General features: G+C 66.7%; 13 protein-coding genes. 5 read left to right on the forward strand and 8 right to left on the reverse strand.

The genetic code is table 11. The annotated features are described in order from the left end of the window. Positions 1–51 precede the first annotated feature (51 nt). The 5 genes from E4K65_RS17125 (at position 52) to trxA (ending at position 8,581) form a co-directional block, all read left to right on the forward strand. On the forward strand, positions 52–369 hold the full coding sequence (locus E4K65_RS17125; RefSeq protein WP_135175173.1) for a PilZ domain-containing protein: 318 nt from the start codon (positions 52–54) through the stop codon (positions 367–369). A 178-nt stretch (positions 370–547) separates the two neighbouring features. Next, positions 548–1,270: a nucleotidyltransferase family protein gene (locus E4K65_RS17130; RefSeq protein ID WP_027546847.1), complete on the forward strand. Its 723-nt coding sequence runs from the start codon at positions 548–550 to the stop codon at positions 1,268–1,270. Between the two features lie 276 nt (positions 1,271–1,546). Beyond that, on the forward strand, positions 1,547–4,690 hold the full coding sequence (gene addB, locus E4K65_RS17135; RefSeq protein ID WP_135175174.1) for a double-strand break repair protein AddB: 3,144 nt from the start codon (positions 1,547–1,549) through the stop codon (positions 4,688–4,690). After that, positions 4,684–8,193 carry a double-strand break repair helicase AddA gene (gene addA / locus E4K65_RS17140; protein ID WP_167770877.1) on the forward strand — a complete coding sequence of 1,170 codons (3,510 nt, stop codon included), beginning with the start codon at positions 4,684–4,686 and terminating at the stop codon, positions 8,191–8,193. Before addB ends, addA begins: the two co-directional genes overlap by 7 nt. Positions 8,194–8,260: 67 nt before the next feature. After that, the gene (gene trxA / locus E4K65_RS17145) at positions 8,261–8,581 is read left to right on the forward strand and encodes a thioredoxin (RefSeq protein WP_008540017.1); all 321 of its coding nucleotides are present in this window, start codon (positions 8,261–8,263) and stop codon (positions 8,579–8,581) included. Positions 8,582–8,635: 54 nt separating this feature from the next. Here trxA and E4K65_RS17150 read toward each other — a convergent pair whose 3' ends face one another. The 8 genes from E4K65_RS17150 to E4K65_RS17185 all read right to left on the reverse strand — a co-directional run bounded on the left by E4K65_RS17150 (position 8,636) and on the right by E4K65_RS17185 (position 15,609). Continuing rightward, entirely contained in the window at positions 8,636–9,112 is a 477-nt protein-coding gene (locus E4K65_RS17150) for a MarR family winged helix-turn-helix transcriptional regulator (RefSeq protein WP_135175176.1), read from the reverse strand. Beyond that, positions 9,109–9,534 (reverse strand): SRPBCC family protein, encoded by a 426-nt coding sequence (locus tag E4K65_RS17155; RefSeq protein WP_135175177.1) that lies wholly within the window; start codon positions 9,532–9,534, stop codon positions 9,109–9,111. The genes E4K65_RS17150 and E4K65_RS17155 overlap by 4 nt, the downstream gene beginning before the upstream one ends. A gap of 81 nt (positions 9,535–9,615) precedes the next feature. After that, positions 9,616–10,356 carry a metallophosphoesterase family protein gene (locus E4K65_RS17160; protein ID WP_135175178.1) on the reverse strand — a complete coding sequence of 247 codons (741 nt, stop codon included), beginning with the start codon at positions 10,354–10,356 and terminating at the stop codon, positions 9,616–9,618. 140 nt (positions 10,357–10,496) lie between these two features. Then, the gene (locus E4K65_RS17165) at positions 10,497–11,840 is read right to left on the reverse strand and encodes a bifunctional folylpolyglutamate synthase/dihydrofolate synthase (RefSeq protein WP_135175179.1); all 1,344 of its coding nucleotides are present in this window, start codon (positions 11,838–11,840) and stop codon (positions 10,497–10,499) included. Then, positions 11,837–12,778 (reverse strand): acetyl-CoA carboxylase, carboxyltransferase subunit beta, encoded by a 942-nt coding sequence (gene accD, locus E4K65_RS17170; RefSeq protein ID WP_135175180.1) that lies wholly within the window; start codon positions 12,776–12,778, stop codon positions 11,837–11,839. The genes E4K65_RS17165 and accD overlap by 4 nt, the downstream gene beginning before the upstream one ends. Before the next feature lie 112 nt (positions 12,779–12,890). Further along, positions 12,891–13,727: a tryptophan synthase subunit alpha gene (trpA, locus tag E4K65_RS17175; protein WP_135175181.1), complete on the reverse strand. Its 837-nt coding sequence runs from the start codon at positions 13,725–13,727 to the stop codon at positions 12,891–12,893. Then, on the reverse strand, positions 13,724–14,941 hold the full coding sequence (gene trpB / locus E4K65_RS17180; protein ID WP_135175182.1) for a tryptophan synthase subunit beta: 1,218 nt from the start codon (positions 14,939–14,941) through the stop codon (positions 13,724–13,726). The genes trpA and trpB overlap by 4 nt, the downstream gene beginning before the upstream one ends. Further along, complete coding sequence (locus E4K65_RS17185; protein WP_135175183.1) at positions 14,938–15,609, reverse strand: phosphoribosylanthranilate isomerase; 672 nt, start codon at positions 15,607–15,609, stop codon at positions 14,938–14,940. Before E4K65_RS17185 ends, trpB begins: the two co-directional genes overlap by 4 nt. Positions 15,610–15,644 lie beyond the last annotated feature (35 nt).

Consider the following 15,644-nt stretch of genomic DNA (forward strand, 5'->3'; position numbering starts at 1 on the left):
GGTATTCTGGCGGCGAGGCAGCCGGATACTTGCGGGGCTGGAGCGGGACAGATGGCGGTAAAGACGGACCAGCGCGGCAACAGCCGGGTTGTTTTCGAACGCGGGATTCCGGCCCAGATGATGGGGATCGACGGCACGTGGCGGCGCGACTGCACCATGGAAGACGTCTCCGAGAGCGGCGCCAAGCTGACCATCGACGGTTCGGTCGAAGGCCTGCATCTGAAGGAATTCTTTCTCCTGCTGTCGTCCACCGGACTCGCGTACCGGCGATGCGAGCTGGCCTGGGTCAATGGCGACCAGATCGGCGTCAATTTCCTCAAGCTCGGCGACAAGACGAAAAAGGCCCGTTCCGCATCCGTCGGGGCGTAACGGCAACACCCGTCGTACAACCGTCACGGCGGGTGGTTAAGGCGGTTGAGATGCGGTGCGGCTGAATAAGGACCGTGCTAGGATTGCTGCGAACGCGAATTCCAAGGGTAATTTCAGGCGTAATTCCAGGGGTTCTGAGTCCACGAGGCTGAGAAAGACGAGTCTGAGAAGGCAAACGATGTCCGTCAAACCGACCAAAGCCATGGTGCTCGCCGCAGGGTTCGGCCTGCGCATGCGTCCGTTGACGGACAAGATGCCGAAGCCGATGGTGCCGGTGGCGGGCCAGCCCCTGCTCGACCACGTGCTCGACAAGCTCGGCCAGGCCGGCGTGACCGAGGCGGTGGTCAATGTGCACTACCTGCCGGACCAGATCATCGACCATGTCGCATCGCGCCAGCAACCGCGCGTCACCATCTCGGACGAACGCGACCAGGTGCTCGGCACCGGCGGCGGCGTGGTCAAGGCGCTGCCGCTGCTCGGCAACGCGCCGTTCTTCCATGTCAATTCCGACACGCTGTGGATCGACGGCGTGCGCTCCAACCTGACGCGGCTCGCCGAAAACTTCGATCCCGCACGGATGGACATCCTGCTCTTGATGGCGCCGACGGCGACCAGCATCGGCTATAGCGGCCGCGGCGATTACGGCATGCTGCCCGATGGGGCCTTGCGCAAGCGCAAGGAGAAAGAGGTCGTTCCGTTCGTCTATGCCGGCGCAGCGATCCTGTCGCCCTCGATCTTCGCCGATGCGCCGCAGGGCGAGTTCTCGCTGACCAAGATGTTCGACCGCGCCAACGAGCAGGAGCGCCTGTTCGGCCTGCGCCTCGACGGCGTCTGGATGCATGTCGGCACGCCTGATGCGGTGCACGCCGCGGAAGAGGCGTTTCTGGAGAGCGTGGCGTAGAGTTCAGCCACTCGCAGCGCTGTCATGCCCCGCCACCGGGCCTCGCCTTCGGCGAGCCCGATGACAGGCTCCGGCGGGGCATCCAGGACGCCGCGGCTTCTCGGCTGAATCTCGACCGCCTCTGGAATACTGGATCATCCGCCTTCGCGGATGATGACAGCGGGAAACAAGCCGCCAGAACCGTAGGATGGCGAACAGCGGGGACGAATTCACCTCCGCCCATGACCATTCGAGTCCGCCTCCCTATATTGCCTGATCCTTCGAATCAGGCGGCCGATGCGCGTTTTCAGTGTTCCCATCTCAGTTCCGTTCCTGCGCACGGTCGTCACGGCCCTGCTCGACGGCCGGCTGGTCGAGGGATTCGAGGCGCGCAAGGATCCGGCGCGGCTTGCGGACGCCACGCTCTACCTGCCGACCCGGCGCGCCATGCGCGTCGTGCGCGAGATCTTTCTCGACGAGATGAAGGCGGACGCCGTCGTGCTGCCGCGCATCGTCGCGCTCGGCGACATCGACGAGGACGAGCTCGCCTTCGCCGATGAAGGCGAGCAGTTCGCGAGCGCAACGCCGCTCGACATTCCGCCCCGGCTCGGCGAGCTCGAACGGCGGCTGACGCTGGCGCAGCTCGTCGCGGCCTGGGCGAAGGGCCCGGTGCTGTCACCGCTGGTGGTTGGCGGGCCAGCCTCGACGCTGGCTCTCGCGGGCGATCTCGCGCGCCTGATCGACGACATGGTGACGCGCGGCGTCGACTGGAGCGCGCTCGATGGCCTGGTGCCGGACCAGCTCGATCGCTACTGGCAGCACTCGCTCGAATTCCTGCGCATCGCACGCATCGCCTGGCCCGGCCATCTCGCCGAGATCAACCGGATCGAGCCCGCGGCGCGGCGCGACCTCCTGATCGCGGCGGAAGCGAGGCGCCTGACCGCGCATCCCCATGGCCCCGTGATCGCGGCCGGCTCGACCGGCTCGATGCCGGCCACGGCGAAATTCCTGCATGCGGTCGCCTCGCTGCCGCATGGCGCGGTGGTGCTGCCGGGGCTCGACACCGATCTCGACGAGGACGCCTGGCGAACCATCGGCGGCGTCCGCGATGCGCTCGGCAAGTTCGCGGAGCATCCGGCGTCGAACCATCCGCAATATGCCATGCACGCGCTGCTGGAGCGCTTCGGCATCAAGCGCGGTGACGTCGAGCTGCTTCATCCGCCTGCGGAAGGCGGTCGCGATTTGCTCGCGTCGGAATCGATGCGGCCCTCCGCCAAGACGGAAGTCTGGCACGACCGGCTGAAGCAGCCGGATGTCGCGGCAAAGATCGCCGGCGGCATGACGAGGCTCGCGGTCGTCGAGGCGCCCAATCCTGAAATGGAAGCGCTGGCGATTGCGATCGCGATGCGCGAGGCGCGGCACCTCGACAAATCGGCGGCGCTGGTCACGCCGGACCGCGCGCTGGCGCGGCGGGTGATGGCTGCGCTCACCCGATGGGATCTCGCCTTCGACGATTCCGGCGGCGACGTGCTGATGGAAACGTCCGCCGGCGTTTTTGCGCGCCTTGCGGCCGAAGCGGCGACCAAGGGATTGGAGCCGCCGACACTGCTGGCGATGCTGAAGCATCCGCTGTGCCGGCTCGGCCGGCTACCTGGCGCATGGAAGGCAGCAATCGAAGGCCTGGAGCTCGCCGTCCTGCGTGGCACGCGCCCGCCTGCGGGCACGGCCGGCCTGCTGCGTGAATTCAACCGCTTTCGCGAGGAACTGGCCAAGCTGTGGCGCAGCGAAGTCTCCGCGCTCCACAAGGCCGAGCCGCGCGCACGTCTCAAGGCGGAGGACCTCGATCGCATCCAGGCCCTGATCGATGCCTTGCGACAAGCCTTGGCGCCGATCGAGGGTCTCGCGTCATCAAAGCCATATGACTTCGCTGAGCTCGCGCATCGGCATCGCGAGATCATGATCGAGCTGTCGCGCGACGAACAGGGCATCCCGCTGGCCTTCGAGGAGCGCGAGGGCCTCGCGCTCGCCAGTGCCTTCGACGATCTCCTGCGCGGCGGAACGACCAGCGGATTGATGGTTCCGCAGCCAGATTACCCCGACGTTTTCCAGACCGCGTTCGGCGATCGCGCGGTGCGGCGACGTGACAGACCGGGGGCACGGCTCCAGATCTACGGCCCGCTGGAATCGCGCCTGATGCAGGCCGACCGGATCATCGTCGGCGGCCTGATCGAGGGCGTCTGGCCGCCGGCGCCGCGCATCGATCCCTGGCTCAGCCGGCCGATGCGGCATGAGCTCGGCCTCGATCTGCCGGAGCGGCGCATCGGCCTCTCCGCCCACGATTTCGCGCAGCTGCTCGGCGGAGATGAGGTGATCCTCACCCATTCCGCCAAGGCCGGCGGCGCGCCGGCGGTGGCTTCGCGCTTCCTGCACCGGCTAGAGGCTGTTGCGGGCGACGATCGCTGGAAGGCGGCCATCCGCGCCGGCGAGAAATACGTGCAGTTTGCTGCTTTGGACCAGCCCGACGAGGTCAGGCCGATCAAGCAACCCGAACCGCGGCCACCGCGCGCGACACGGCCGCTGAAAATGTCGGTGACCGCGATCGAGGACTGGCTGCGCGATCCCTACACGATCTACGCCAAGCACATTTTGCGGCTCGATGCGCTCGATCCCGTCGACATGCCTCTGTCGGCCGCCGACCGCGGCTCGGCGATCCACGATGCGCTCGGCGAATTCACGGAGAGCTACGCCACGCGCCTACCCGACGATCCTGCCCGCGTGCTGCGCGCGATCGGCGAAAAGTATTTCGCGCCGCTGATGGAGCGTCCTGAAGCGCGCGCGCTGTGGTGGCCACGTTTCCAGCGCATCGCGCGCTGGTTTGGCGAATGGGAGACGGTACGGCGTGATGCGATCGAGTCGATCACCGCGGAGACGCGGGGCGAGATCTCGATCAGGCTCGACCACGACCGCAGCTTTCAGCTCTCCGCCCGCGCCGACCGCATCGAGCGGCGCCAGGGCGGCAGCTATGCCATCCTCGACTACAAGACCGGGCAGCCGCCGACCGGCAAGCAGGTGCGCATGGGCCTGTCGCCGCAGCTGACGCTGGAAGCGGCGATCCTGCGCGAGGGCGGATTCCCTGACATCGACGCAGGTTCGTCCGTTAGCCAGCTCGTCTATGTGCGCCTGAGCGGCAACAATCCGCCCGGCGAGGAGCGCATCCTCGAGCTCAAGTTCAAGCAAGGCGACGAACCGCAGCCGCCGGATATTGCTGCCGCTGAGGCCCGGGCCAAGCTTGAAGCGCTGATCCGCGCGTTCGAGGACGAGAACCAGGCCTACACCTCGCTGAACCTGCCGATGTGGTCCAACCGCTACGGCACCTATGACGACCTCGCCCGCATCAAGGAGTGGTCGGCGGCGGGTGGATTGGGGATCGAGGAATGGTGAAGGCGCCGCGTCCCATCCCCGATGAAGTGCGCGCGCGGCAGGCGCGCGCATCCGATCCGACCGCATCGGCCTTCGTGTCGGCCAATGCCGGCTCGGGCAAGACCCACGTGCTGGTGCAGCGCGTGATCCGCCTGCTGCTGTCCGGTGTTCCGCCGGAGAAGATCCTCTGCATCACCTTCACCAAAGCCGCCGCCGCCAACATGGCCGAGCGCGTCTTCACCACGCTCGGCCATTGGGTGACGCTGGACGATGATGCGCTCACGAAGGCCATTGTTGCAGTCGGCATCCCGCATCCCAACGCAAAGCTGCGGCGCGAAGCACGAAAACTGTTCGCCTGCGCGCTGGAGACGCCCGGCGGATTGAAGGTGCAGACCATCCACGCGCTGTGCACCCGCCTGCTCCAGCAGTTTCCATTCGAGGCCAACGTGCCGGCGCGCTTTTCCGTCATCGACGAGCGCGACCAGACCGACATGATGGAACGCGCCAATCTGAAGGTGCTGCTGGAGGCCGCACGCGACCCGGAGACGGTCACCGGCCGTGCACTGCTAACCGCGATGGCCAGCGCCGCCGACGTCACCTTTAAAGAGGTCGTGCGCGAGGCCTGTCTGAGCCGCGATCATTTCATGGCCTGGACGGACGAGGCCGGCAACGCAGAAGCTGCCGCCGCGCAGATGGCGGCCGTGCTCGACGTTGACGCCGCCGATCGCATCGAGGACGTCGAGACGGAGATTCTGGACGGTCCGTTCCTGCCGCGATCGCGCTGGGACGACATCGCCTTTGCGCTGGAAGATGGCAGCAAGTCCGACAACGACCAGGCCAGCCGGCTCCGCGAGGCAAAAGCCTTTTCCGGCAGCGCGCAGGTCGATGCCTATCTCGGCGTCTTCCTCACCGACGAGAAGCTGCCGCGCAAGGCGGTGCTGACCAGGAAGTTTTGCGATCACAACCCCTCCGTCGCCCGCCTGTTCGAGAACGAGGCGCAGCGTATCTGTGGATTGATCGAGAAGCGCCGTGCGGTGACCATGCGTGATCGCACGGCGGCCCTGCTCCATATCGCGACCGCGGCGGCCGCGAACTATCGGCGCGAGAAGCAGGAGCGCGGGCTGCTCGACTACGACGATTTGATCGACAAGACGCTGGCGATGCTGAACCGCGTCTCATCGGGCTGGGTGCATTACAAGCTCGACCGCGGCGTCGACCACGTGCTGATCGACGAGGCCCAGGACACGAGCCCCCGGCAATGGGACATCGTCGCGCACATCATCTCCGAATTCACCGCAGGCGAAGGCGCGCGCGAGGGGCTGAACCGTACCGTCTTCGCCGTCGGCGACGAAAAGCAGTCGATCTTCTCCTTTCAGGGTGCCCAACCCCGAGAATTCGACGCGCGCCGGCGCGAGCTGCACCGCAAGTTCACCGCCGCCGGGCTGAAATTCGATCCGGTCGCCTTCACCTATTCGTTCCGCTCGGGTGCCGCGATCCTGCATTCGGTCGATCACGTCTTCCGCGACCCCGCGATCTACAAGAGCATCCATTCGGTCGAGATCGGCCATCCCCTGCACAATGCGCTTGCCGATGCAGCTCCCAGCGTGATCGAGCTGTGGGATCTGGCTGAAGCCGACGATCGGCAGGACATCGAGGGCTGGCGCGCGCCGTTCGACGGCGTCGCCGTCACCAGCCCCGAGGTCAAGCTCGCCCGCCGCATCCAGGCCGAGATCAAGCGGCTGGTCGAAAGCGGCACGCTGACCGGACATGAAGGCGAACGGCGGCCGCTGCGCTACGGCGACATGCTGATCCTGGTCCGCCGCCGCGGCAACGCGTTCGACGCCGTGATCCAGGCGCTGAAGCACGCCAACGTGCCGGTTGCCGGCGCCGACCGGCTGAAGCTCACCGAGCACATCGGAATCATCGACCTGATGAACCTTGCGGACGCGCTGCTGCTGCCGCAGGACGACCTCGCGCTCGCGGTGGCGTTGAAGAGCCCGCTGTTCGGGCTCGATGACGACGATCTGTTTCAGCTTGCCCATGGCCGCAAGGGCTCCCTGCGCCGCGCGCTCGGCGAGCACGCATCGACGAGCGAGAAGTTCGCCACGGCACTGCGCCGGCTCGAGGCCTGCGAGACTCGCGCGCGCGAGGAGACGCCGTTCGCCTTCTACGCGTGGCTGCTCGGCGGCGACGGCGGCCGCGCGCGCATCCTGCGCCGGCTCGGCCATGAGGCCAATGACGCGCTCGACGAGTTCCTGGAGCTGGCGCTGAACTACGAGCGCAAGGCGCCGGCCTCGCTGCAAGGCTTCGTGGCCTGGCTGCGCTCGGCCGACACCGAGGTGAAGCGCGACATGGAAATCTCGCGCGACGAGGTGCGGGTGATGACCGTGCACGGCGCCAAGGGCCTCGAAGCGTCCGTCGTGTTCATGGTCGACACGACATCGTCGCCCGCGGACTCGCAGCGAGTGCGGCTGATCCACGTGCCGCGCGGCAATGGCGGCGAGGTGGTGGTGTGGGCCGGCCGCAAGGCCGACGATCCCAAGCCGGTCGTCGAGGCACGCAAGGCCATGCTCGAGGAGACCGAGGACGAATACCGCCGCCTGCTCTACGTCGCGATGACGCGCGCGGCCGACCGGCTGATCGTCGGCGGCTGCATGCCCGGTAACATGAGGACGGTCCGCAAGCTGAGCTGGTACGATTTGGTCGACACCGGGCTCACCGGCTCGGGCCTCGAGAAGCAGACGGTGGAGACGCCGCTTGGCAAGGTGACGCGATTCGCCCGGCCGGAGGACGTCGTTTCCCTCGGCTCACCCGCGGCATCCGTGGACCAGACGATCGCGTTGCCCGACTGGCTGCGGACGCCGGCACCGCGCGAGATGCTTGACGACGATGCCGTGCGCCCGTCCGGCCAGTCTGCCGAGGAAGGCCGCGCGGTGCGGTCAGGCGAATCAGTGCAGTCGCGCGCGCGCGCGCTGCAACGCGGCACGCTGGTGCATCGGCTGCTCCAGTCGCTGCCAGACATCGGCCCCGAGCGCCGGCGCGAGGCCGCGCTCGGCTTCATGGCGCGCAACGCCTCGGACTGGGCGGAGGCCGACCGCACCGCGCTGGCCGACAAGGTGCTCGCGCTGATCGCCGAGCCGCGCTTTGCCCAGGTCTTTGCCGCCGGCAGCCGGGCCGAGGTCGCCATCGTCGGCAGGCTGGAGCGGCCGGGCCAACCGCCGGCGCTGGTATCGGGGCAGATCGACCGGCTGGTCGTTCGTCCGGACGAGGTCCTGATCGTCGATTTCAAAACCAACCAGGCGGCGCCCAAAAGCGCCTCGGAGGCCCCCGCCGTCTATGTCCGACAGCTCGCGCTGTACCGGGCGGTGCTGTCGAGGCTTTATCCCCAAAAGCCTGTCAGGGCCGTCCTGCTCTGGACCGAGGCCCTTGAATATATGGAGATTTCAGCCCCCGCGCTGGACGCGGCGCTGGCATCCCTTCATCTCAGTGTGAGCGTCCTTGACCCGGCAAGGAGCCGTTCATAGGTTGACGCCATGATCCCGGGCGCGATTCCCAACCGCGCCGATTCTTTCAACCGAGTGAGGTACTCCAATGGCCGTTAGCAAGGTTTCCGACGCCGATTTCGAAGCCGAAGTGCTCAAGGCGAACGGCCCTGTCGTCGTCGATTTCTGGGCCGAATGGTGCGGCCCCTGCCGCATGATCGCCCCCGCCCTCGACGAGATCGCCGGCGCGATGGGCGACAAGGTCAAGATCGTGAAGCTCAATGTCGACGAGAGCCCGAAGACCGCGTCGAAGTACGGCGTGATGTCGATCCCGACCCTGATGATCTTCAAGGGCGGCGAGATGGCCTCCCGCCAGGTCGGCGCGGCGCCGAAGGCGAAGCTCCAGCAGTGGATCACGTCGGCGGTGTGATCCGCTTCGTGCGTAACTGAGAATTCTGCAACGGCCGGCGAATAGCCGGCCGTTTTATTTGTCGTCTGCCTCGGCGCGCTCAATGCCTTCGACGAGCGCCTGAAACATCGCAACCAGTCGCTTGGTGTCGGACGCCAGCGGCTTAAAGAACGCGGCGTCGGCGTCTTCGACCGCCACGACAGCTTTCCGCGCGAGATCGCGGCCCACCTTGGTGACCGTGATCGCCTTGGCGCGCGGGTCCTGGGGATGATCGATCCGCTCGATCAACCCTGCTGCTTCCAGCGCGCGCAACACCTGGGACGTGGTCATCGGATCGATGCCGCTGAGCTGAGAGAGCCGCGCCTGGGTCAGCGTTTCCTCAGCACCGAACCAGGTCGCCGTTGCCAGCAACACGAATTGGGAATGGGTGAGCTCGTAAGGCTGGAGCGCCACCCGCAACCGGCGTTGCCAGGCGTTCGAGATCTTCCAGAGCAGGAAGCCCGGGCTTTCGGCGGGTCCGGACAGACGGGTCGGGAGTGGCGGCTTCGTCATCGCGTCCCCTCGGCCAGTTTGGACAGGCTCGCGAGCACCTCGGGAAAATCGGCGGAAACCGCCGGGCCGATCTCGGCGGCCTGCGGGCCGCGGGCATCGACGGCATAGACAATGCGCGTGCGCGCCGGTCCAAGCGGCTCGATGCGGTGGGCGACAAGGATGACGAGATCGCCCACCCGTGTTTCGTCGACGAAGCAGATGTTCTCGCGAACGTCGACCAGCTGCGAACGCAGCGCCTCCTCACCGGGCGGCTTCATCGTGAACCAGGTGCCGGTCGCAAACGGTCCGTCGATGTTGATCTGCTCGATGCCCGCGTTCCAGTTTTTCCAGGCGGGGACTTCGCGAAAGATGCTCCAGATCGTCTCTGGGGTCGCCGACGTCTCGATGGCGTATTCGCTCCGCCAGGTGTTTTCGTCGCTCATGGCATGACCTCCCGTTTCATATGCGCACTTATAATAAGTGCGCATATGATAATGTCAAGCCCACAGCCCTGATGGAGCCGTCTACTTGATCCAGCCCGTTGCCAGCGCCTTCGCGAGCTCCGGCTGATTGTTGCGGCGCGCGAGCGCGGCCATCGTCTCATGATCATAGACGACATGGCGGAACGTCACCTGCCATGCGCTCCCGACGAGTTCGAGGATCGCGTAGCGCGCGTGCGGCGTGCCGGCCTCGACGACATGGGGGAACGGATGCTTGTCGCGATAGCCGGGGCTGCCGACGCTGCCGGGATTGACGATCAGCCGGCCATCGCGCAAGCGCACCGCGCGGGCGAGATGGGTGTGGGCGCAGAGGATCAGGGACTGCGTAATGCCTTGCGCGAACTGCTCGATGCGATCGAGCGGCGATAGCGCCACCGTGCCGTCGGGATGCACGGTGTCGAGCCAATAGACTTCGTCGTTGTCGGGCGTCGCGTGGCAGAGGAGGACCCGGTCGCGGAACACGCGCGTCATCGGCTGCGCCCGCAGCCAGTCGAGTTGCGCGGCGTTGAGCGCCGCATGGGCAGGACGATCCCATGAACCCATCTTCTCCGGCGGACGGTCGAGCAAATAGCGGTCGTGATTGCCGAGCACATGCACGGCCTCGAGCTGCATCAGGATCTCGGTGGTCCGCCGCGCGTCGAGCGGACCGCTCAGCATGTCGCCGAGATTGACGATGTCGGCGATGCCCTGCGCGCGGATATCGGCGAGCACCGCCTCCAGCGCGAGATGGTTTCCATGGATGTCGGCAATCGCGGCGAAGCGCATCGTTTCGAAGCTCCACTATCGTGCCCCGGACGCAGCGCAGCACGCAGTGGTGCGCTGCCGAGCCGGGGCCCATTTAACCTTCTGGGTCCCGGCTCTGCGCTCCGCTCCGCTTCGCTGCGCTTGTCCGGGACACGAGAATCCTATGCAGGAGGCGTGCCGTTGATGCCGAGCACGTGGCCGGCGAGATAGAGCGAACCCGTGATCAGGATGCGCGGCGGCACCTCGTAGGCGAGCTTCGACAGCGCGCGCAGCGCGGCCTCGATGCCGGGCGCGGGCTCGACGCGCATGCCGAGGCAGCGTGCGGCGTCCGCGAGGCGGTCGGCCGGCATCGCATTCTCGGTGTCGGGAATCGGCACCGCGATGATGTGACGGGTGAGCCCGGCGAAATTGGCGAGAAAACCTTGCGCATCCTTGTTGGCCATCATGCCCGCGATCACGACCAGCGGCCGCGACACCCGCTCCTCGAGATCGCCGAGCGCGGCCGCTGCGACGCGCCCGCCTTCCGCATTGTGTCCGCCGTCGAGCCAGATCTCCGAGCCCCGCGGCCCCCAGGAGAGCAGCTCGCCCGAGGTGATGCGCTGCATCCGCGCCGGCCATTCGGCACCGACGATGCCGGCCTCGAACGCCGCCTGATTGACCTTGAACGTCGGAATCGCGCGCAGGGTCGCGATCGCAAGCCCGGCATTGTCGAACTGGTGCCGCCCGAACAGGCGCGGCGCGGCGAGATCCATCAGGCCGCGGTCGTCGGAATAGACCAGGCGCCCATGCTCGACATTGACGTGCCAGCTCTCGTTCGCGGCAAACAGCGGCGCGCGCATGCGCCTGGCCTGCGCCTCGATCACGGCCATCGCCTCGCCCGCCTGCTCGGCCGAAATCACGGGCACGCCGCGCTTGATGATCGCCGCCTTCTCGCCGGCGATGGAGGTCAGCGTATCGCCGAGGAAGTCCGTGTGGTCCATGCTGACAGGCGTGATCACGGTGGCCGCCGGCGTGTCGACGACATTGGTCGAATCGAGCCGTCCGCCAAGGCCGACTTCGAGCAGCACCACGTCCGCCGGGTTCTGCGCGAACAGATGAAACGCGGCGGCCGTCTTCAGCTCGAACACGGTCGCAGGCTCGCCGGCATTGACGCGCTCGACCTCCTCCAGCGCGGCGCACAGCTCGTCGTCGCCGACCAGCACGCCGCCACCGGGGCGGCCGAGCCTGAAGCATTCGTTGATGCGAACCAGATAGGGCGAAGTGTAGGCGTGCACGCGCAGGCCGGCGGCTTCCAGCGTCGCGCGCAGATAAGCGAGCGTCGAGCCCTTGCCATTGGTGCCGGCGATGTGGATCACCGGGGGCAGCTTGCTTTCGGGGTGGCCGAGCCGCTCGAGAAGGCGGTGCATCCGCTCCAGCCCGAGATCGATGCGCTTCTGATGCAGGGCCGACAGCCGCCCGATCAATTCGCCGAGCGGCGGCTTTGCGCTGTCAGGAGATGCGTTCACGCGTGCGGCGCGGCCGGCGCCGTCTCGGAAGCCGATACGATCTGCGCCGGGCTGACGACCGGCTGCACCGATTTCGACGCGGTCTCCAGCGCCGGAGCCTTGGTCAAAAGGCGACAGAGCCGTGCCAGGGTCGGGCGCAGCTCATGGCGATGCACGACCATGTCGATCATGCCGTGCTCTTTCAGGTACTCGGCGCGCTGGAAACCTTCCGGGAGCTTCTCGCGGATGGTCTGCTCGATCACGCGCGCCCCGGCAAAGCCGATCAGCGCGCCGGGCTCGGCGATCTGCACGTCGCCCAGCATCGCGTAGGAGGCGGTGACGCCGCCGGTGGTCGGGTTGGTCAGCACGACGATGTAGGGCTGTTTTGCCTCGCGCAGCATCTGTACCGCAACGGTCGTGCGCGGCATCTGCATCAGCGACAGGATGCCTTCCTGCATGCGCGCGCCGCCGGATGCGGCGAACACGATGAACGGCGACTTCTTCTCGACCGCGAGTTCGAGCCCGCGCACGATGGCTTCGCCCGCGGCCATGCCGAGCGAGCCTCCCATGAAGTCGAAATCCTGCACGGCGATGACGACGGCGGCGCCTTCGAGCTTGCCGTAGCCGACCTTGATCGCGTCATTCAGGTTGGTGCGCGCACGCGCATCCTTGATGCGGTCGGCGTATTTCTTTTCGTCGCGGAACTTGAGCGGGTCCGGCGTGACCTCGGGCAGCGCGACGTCGTACCAGGTCTCGTTGTCGAAGATCGACTTCAGACGTGCCACCGCGCCCATGCGCATGTGGTAGTTCGAGCCGGGAATGACGAACTGGTTGGCCTCGACGTCCTTGTAGAACACGAGCTGCCCGGAATCCGGACACTTGATCCACAGATTCTCCGGCGTCTCCCGCCGCAGCATGTTGCGGATCTTCGGCCGGACCACATTGGTAAGCCAGTTCATGGTTTGCTCCGATGTGCGATCCCGCTCCGGGAACCGCCTGAAGGGATATATGGCTGCCGGACCCTGCCCCGGCAAGCCGCCGTGTCGTCCGCCCCGAAAGCGGAATTATGGCCTATTCCGCCGCCTGCTGCGCGCCCTTGACGCCCTGGGCCAGGGACGCCGTCAATTCGGCGACGGCGTTAACGGTTTTGGCGGTGGCCCGCCCCTCGGCGTCGAGGCTGTTCTTGAGCGCATCGACCAGCGCGGTACCGACCACCGCGCCGTTCGCATGCGAGGCGATGGCGCGCGCAGTCTCCGGCGTGCGGATGCCAAAACCGACGCAGACCGGCAGCTTGGTGTGACGCTTGATGCGGGCGACCGCTTCGCTCACCGCCGAGGAGTCCGCCGCCGCAGCCCCGGTGATGCCGGTGATCGAGACGTAGTAGACGAAGCCCGAAGTGTTGGCGAGCACGGCCGGCAGGCGCTTGTCGTCGGTGGTCGGCGTCGCCAGACGAATGAAGTTCAGGCCGGCCTTCATCGCGGGCAGGCAGAGCTCGTCGTCCTCTTCCGGCGGCAGATCGACGATGATGAGGCCGTCGACGCCGGCGCCCTTGGCATCGACCAGGAACTTGTCGACGCCGTAGATGTAGATCGGGTTGTAATAGCCCATCAGCACGATCGGCGTCGCATTGTCGTCCTTGCGGAAGCCGCGCACGAGCTCGAGCGTCTTCTTCAGCGTCATGCCGGCCTTGAGCGCGCGCAGGCCCGCGGCCTGGATCGACGGACCGTCGGCCATCGGATCGGTGAAAGGCATGCCGATCTCGATCACGTCGGCGCCGGACTTCGGCAGCGCCTTGATGATCTCGAGCGAGGTGGCGGGATCGGGATCGCCGGCCATCAGGAAGGTCACGAAGGCCGAGCGGCCCGCTTTCTTCAGCTCAGCAAAACGGGTGTCGATACGCGTGGTCACTTGCTCTTGCCCCTCAGGATGTCGCCGACCTGCGGGACGTCCTTGTCGCCGCGGCCGGAGAGATTGACGACCATCAGGTGATCTTTTGCCCGCTTCGGCGCGAGCTCCATCACCTTGGCGATGGCATGCGCGGGTTCGAGCGCGGGGATGATGCCTTCCAGCTTGGACAGCAGCTGGAACGCAGCGAGCGCCTCGTCGTCGGTCGCGGACAGATAATTCACGCGGCCGATCTCGTGCAGCCAGGAATGCTCGGGGCCGATGCCGGGATAGTCGAGACCGGCCGAGATCGAATGGGCGTCCTGGATCTGGCCGTCCGCGTCCATCAAGAGATAGGTGCGGTTGCCGTGCAGCACGCCGGGACGGCCGCCCGCGATCGACGCCGCATGCAATTGCGTCAGCCCGTGGCCGGCGGCTTCGACGCCGAAGATCTCGACGGTGGAATCGTCGAGGAAGGGATGGAACAGGCCCATCGCGTTGGAGCCGCCGCCGATGCAGGCGACGAGCGAGTCCGGCAGGCGGCCTTCGACCTCCTGCATCTGCGCCTTGGTCTCGTTGCCGATGATCGACTGGAAGTCGCGCACCAGCGTCGGATAGGGATGCGGGCCCGCCACCGTGCCGATGCAGTAGAATGTGTTGTGCACGTTGGTGACCCAGTCGCGCAGCGCCTCGTTCATGGCGTCCTTCAGCGTGCGCGTGCCCGACTGCACCGGGACCACCTTGGCGCCCAGCATCTCCATGCGGATGACATTGGGTTGCTGCCGCTCGACGTCGACGGCACCCATATAGACCACGCATTCGAGGCCGAAGCGCGCGCACAGCGTCGCGGTGGCGACCCCGTGCTGGCCGGCGCCGGTCTCGGCGATGATGCGCTTCTTGCCCATGCGCCGCGCCAGCATGATCTGGCCGAGCACGTTGTTCACCTTGTGCGAGCCGGTGTGGTTGAGCTCTTCGCGCTTGAGGTAGATTTTTGCGCCGCCGAGATGCTCGGTGAGACGCTCGGCGAAATAGAGCGGCGAGGGCCGGCCGACATAGTTCTTGAGATAGCCGTTCATCTCGGCCTGGAAGGCCGGGTCGGCCTTGGCCGCGGTGTAGGCCTTCTCGAGATCGAGAATCAGCGGCATCAGCGTTTCGGCGACGAAGCGGCCGCCGAAAATGCCGAAATGGCCGCGCTCGTCGGGGCCGCTGCGGTAGGAATTTGGCTTGGCGATGTTCATCGGACGCTCAACTCTTGACTTGCATCTTGGGTGGCGCGCGCGGCGCGGATGAAGGCCTTGATCATCTCGGGGTCCTTGACGCCGGAGGCGCTCTCGACACCTGAGGACACGTCGACGCCACCGGCGCGGGTGACGCGAAGGGCTTCAGTGACGTTGTCGGCGTGAAGCCCGCCCGAGACCATGTAGGGCAAGTTCAGATCGAGGTTTTCGAGCAGGTGCCAGTCGAACGGCTCCCCTAAGCCGCCGGGCCGCGTCGCGTCCTTCGGCGCGCGCGCATCGAACAGGATGCGGTCGGCGACCGCGGCGTAGCCGGGCAGCACGGCAAGATCGGCTGACGTTGCGACCGGCACCGCCTTCATCACGGGGCGGCCGAACTTCTGCTTGATGTCGCGCAGCCGCGCCACGCTCTCCTTGCCGTGGAGCTGGAAAATGTCCGGCGACAGCGCGTCCATGATGTTGTCGAGCGTGGCGTCGTCGGCATCGACCGTGAGCGCAACCTTGAGCGCGCGCCGCTGCACCTGGCGGCCGAGGTCGCGGCCGAGCTCCAGCGACAGATGCCGGGGCGACGGCAGAAAGAACACGAACCCCACCATGTCGGCGCCCGCGTCGAGCGCTGTTTCGAGCGTCTCGCGCGTGGACAGGCCGCAGATTTTGACGAGCAGGGACATGGTCTCGAAGCAGGTAAAGGCCGCAACTCCGCGGC

It is taken from the genome of Bradyrhizobium niftali (genome assembly GCF_004571025.1).
GTDB classification, from domain to species: Bacteria; Pseudomonadota; Alphaproteobacteria; order Rhizobiales; family Xanthobacteraceae; genus Bradyrhizobium; species Bradyrhizobium niftali.